This is a genomic window from Paraglaciecola sp. MB-3u-78, assembly GCF_002835935.1.
Lineage (GTDB): Bacteria > Pseudomonadota > Gammaproteobacteria > Enterobacterales > Alteromonadaceae > Paraglaciecola.
Window position 1 is genome coordinate 1 of record NZ_PJCF01000021.1, and the last position, 3464, is coordinate 3464.

A 3464-nucleotide genomic window follows, 5' to 3' on the forward strand; every position below is an offset into this window, starting at 1 on the left:
CTATGCACAGAAGCTAACTATGTATAGTTGTTGTTTTTGAAAATCCAAGACTCTCTATTCTATTGGGCTTCAGGCAAGGCCATGACCCATTAACTTGACATAGTTTTACCCGTATTCTGAAGTGGTAATCCACCCACCTCAGGAGACTGAAATGAACCCCAACTATCACTCAACCACTTGGCTTCTTGAAAGCCAACTGGCGGCATACGTTGACGCTTTCAAGCGTCGCTTTACGGAAGGTCGCTACGTCCCTACAACCGTTGACAATTACTTAGCCAGCATTGCCCACTTCGCTCACTGGTTAACTCAATCTGGAATCGATATTCATGGAATCGATGAACAAATAGTTCATCAGTTTCTTTATGAGCACCTGCCGCATTGCGACTGCGCAAGTCGGGTATACCGTGTTCGCAGAACATTACAAACTGCACTCAACCATCTTCTCAGCGTCCTACGCGCAAATGCAGTCATCGAAAAGCCGGCAATTGGCATGACGCCAGCAGATGAGGAATTACGCCGCTTCGATATGTATATGAGCCATGCTCGAGGGCTTGCGCCAAGTACGTGCCGACAGCGCCTTCGAGTCATTGCGCGTCTGCTGCTTGATAAATTCGCAAATAACACTGTGATAATTTCCGCGATGAATCCCGATGATGTGCGCAAGTTTGTCGCGAAGCAGAGCGAGTTGTGCAGCACCCCACTCAGTATTACTCCCACCATCTCGGCATTGAGTGGGTATTTTCGCTATCGCGCTACGCAAGGCGATCCAGTCCATCATCTAACTGGGGTTCTATGCCGCCCAGCTAAGTGGCAACTTGCTTCGTTGCCAAAGACGCTCAATAGCGTCGAGATCGAATGTTTGATTGGGTCACTTGAGCATGACGGCCCATCTGCACGCAGAGCTGCGGCCATCGTGCATTGTGCGTTGGGTCTTGGGCTGCGAAGTGGCGAAATAGCCAATCTCGGGCTAGATGATATCGACTGGCGTGCTGCCACCATTGCACTGCGAAGAACCAAGGGTTGCCGCGAAGATGTCATGCCTTTACCTGCAGCGATAGGTCGCGCCATTGCCGACTACCTAAGACTTGAACGACCACAAACCTCCAATCGTGCTGTTTTTGTGCGCAACATCGCTCCGCGCGATCAGGCAATTAGTCATCATCTAATCAGTAAAACAATACGACAGGCGTTTGCGCGAGCTGGTCTGCCGCACACACGGCCATACCTTCTGAGACACACGATGGCAAATCGTTTGCTCGAAGGTGGTAGTTCGCTCAAGGAAGTAGCGGATGTTCTGCGACATCGCTCGCTGAATACAACGATGATTTACGCCAAGCTCGACAGTAGAAATCTCGCTGCGGTCGCGCTACCTTGGCCAGGGAGCGCATTATGATTACCCACATTACGATGCAAATGCACGCAACCAATTACCTTGAAGAACGTCGCCGGCTTGGTTTTGATCTGCGCTCGGTAGGCTATTCTGTCAATAGTTTTGCAGGCTATGTTGACTCTCTTAATTTAGAGGGGCCACTGACCATCGAGGTCATGACCGCTTGGGCACAGTGCGACAAAGGAAATAGCGGCAATCCCAAGACATGGGCGCGGCGCCTGGGCAAGTTACGTCCATTTACCCGTTACCTGCAACAATTTGAACCGCTTACAGAAGTGCCTAACGACTTCACCTTTGGCCAAACCGGGCAGAGGCCAGCACCACATATCTATATTGAGCAGGAAGTCATCGAATTGCTGGCTGCAGCACGTAGTCTCGGCCCGTTCCCTGGATTACGAGGTGCAACCTACGAAACACTGTTTGGCTTAATGGCTTCGACAGGACTACGTGTTTCAGAAGCAGTAAATTTACTGGAGACAGATGTTGACCTGAAGGCGGGTATGCTGATTATCCGGATGACCAAGTTCGCCAAATCACGCTATGTGCCGATGCACCCGAGCGTGGTCAACGTACTCAGACGTTATCAATCCTTACGCAATTTACACATTGAATTTACCGAAGAAATGCCTTTCTTTGTGGGCACTCGCGGTCGTCGTAAAGGTCATTGTTTGGGATTGCGCCAGGTACATAGAGTCTTTGCGGGCTTGCGCGATCAATTAAAATGGCTCAATCGCGGCACTAACGATGCCCCTCGCATTCACGACCTGCGACACACATTTATCGTTAATCGCGTGATGCTTTGGCATTCTCAGGGCGTGAATGTCGATCAGCAGATGCTGGCATTGTCCACATATGTGGGGCACGCAAAGGTAACCAATACCTATTGGTATCTCAGCGGTGTACCGCAACTCATGACCGTGGTGGCAAATAAATTTGAAGCGTTTACGCAAATGCAGGGAGGTGAGCCATGTCTGAAATAATAGCGCCACGCTCTGTATCATTTGCATCCTTGATTCAGCAATTTTTTACCGAGTACCTGGTAAAACAGCGTGCAGTGAGTCCACGTACTATTGCTTCTTACCGGGATGCGATGATGTTGTTTCTGGATTTCGCGCATGAACGTTTGGGCAAGTCTCCGACAGCACTTAGCCTGTCGGACTTTGATCCGGATTTGATTCTGGCATTTCTGGATCACTTGGAAATTGACCGACACAATTCGGTTCGTAGTCGAAACCTCCGGCTGACCGCGTTACGTTCATTCCTGAAATTCGCGGCACGGCGTGATGTATCCTCTTTCTACTTCATCGAGAGTGCGCTGGGTGTACCGATGAAACGTTTTGAACGACCGATGCTTGGATTTCTGTCGCGCGAGGAGATGTTGGCAGTGCTGGGTCAGCCAGGCGATACATGGACATCCAAGCGTGACCATTTGTTGTTGACTTTGCTATACAACACCGGAGCGAGAGTCTCGGAAATTATCGGCATACGTGTCTGTGATGTTGTTTTGGATGTAGCAGCCTGTGTACACCTACTCGGCAAGGGACGTAAGCAACGCTCAACACCTTTGTGGAAAAGCACTGTTCAGGAAATTCGGGCTTGGCTTAAATACAACCCAACGTTTGGGAGGGATGCTGCCCTGCTGCCAAATCGTGCTGGACACGCAATGACACGCGGTAACGTATCGCAACGCCTCAATATCGCAGTAGTCAAGGCGACCGAGAAATTCAGCAGCTTATCCAAACGAAGTATTTCGCCGCACACAATTCGGCATACGACTGCAATGCATTTACTGCAATCAGGTGTCGATTTTAGTGTGATTGCGTTATGGCTCGGGCATGAAAGCATGATCACCACCCATCGATACGTAGAGGCAAACTTGGAGATGAAAACGAAGGCGCTGGCAAAGCTTCAAGAGCCCGATACAAAAATGCATCTCTATCATCCCGCAGATGACGAACTGATGCAGTTCCTGCAGTCGCTGTAAAATTATGTACAGTTCGCTACCAGCAGTGTCTAGTAGCGTATGGGGTGACGGGCAAAACTATACATAGTTAGCTTCTGTGCATAGGTGCCA

Annotated in this window: 3 protein-coding genes; all 3 read left to right on the plus strand. The window is 49.8% G+C overall.

The window, feature by feature from the left end:
* The first annotated feature begins 151 nt into the window (after positions 1-151).
* From CXF95_RS26040 to CXF95_RS26050, 3 genes are read left to right on the plus strand one after another with little or no spacing between them, the layout of a single operon-like run.
* Positions 152-1393: a site-specific integrase gene (locus tag CXF95_RS26040; protein WP_101201089.1), complete on the plus strand. Its 1242-nt coding sequence runs from the start codon at positions 152-154 to the stop codon at positions 1391-1393.
* A complete protein-coding gene (locus tag CXF95_RS26045; RefSeq protein WP_101201090.1) occupies positions 1390-2370 on the plus strand; it encodes a tyrosine-type recombinase/integrase in 981 nt (326 codons plus the stop codon). The genes CXF95_RS26040 and CXF95_RS26045 overlap by 4 nt, the downstream gene beginning before the upstream one ends.
* Positions 2358-3374, plus strand: a complete 1017-nt coding sequence (locus tag CXF95_RS26050; protein WP_101201091.1) for a tyrosine-type recombinase/integrase — start codon at positions 2358-2360, stop codon at positions 3372-3374. The genes CXF95_RS26045 and CXF95_RS26050 overlap by 13 nt, the downstream gene beginning before the upstream one ends.
* The last annotated feature ends 90 nt before the right edge of the window (positions 3375-3464 follow it).

Coding starts and splice junctions, on each gene's coding strand:
- CXF95_RS26040 (WP_101201089.1), top strand. CDS start 152: ATGAACCCCAACTATCACTCAACCACTTGGCTTCTTGAAAGCCAACTG.
- CXF95_RS26045 (WP_101201090.1), top strand. CDS start 1,390: ATGATTACCCACATTACGATGCAAATGCACGCAACCAATTACCTTGAA.
- CXF95_RS26050 (WP_101201091.1), top strand. CDS start 2,358: ATGTCTGAAATAATAGCGCCACGCTCTGTATCATTTGCATCCTTGATT.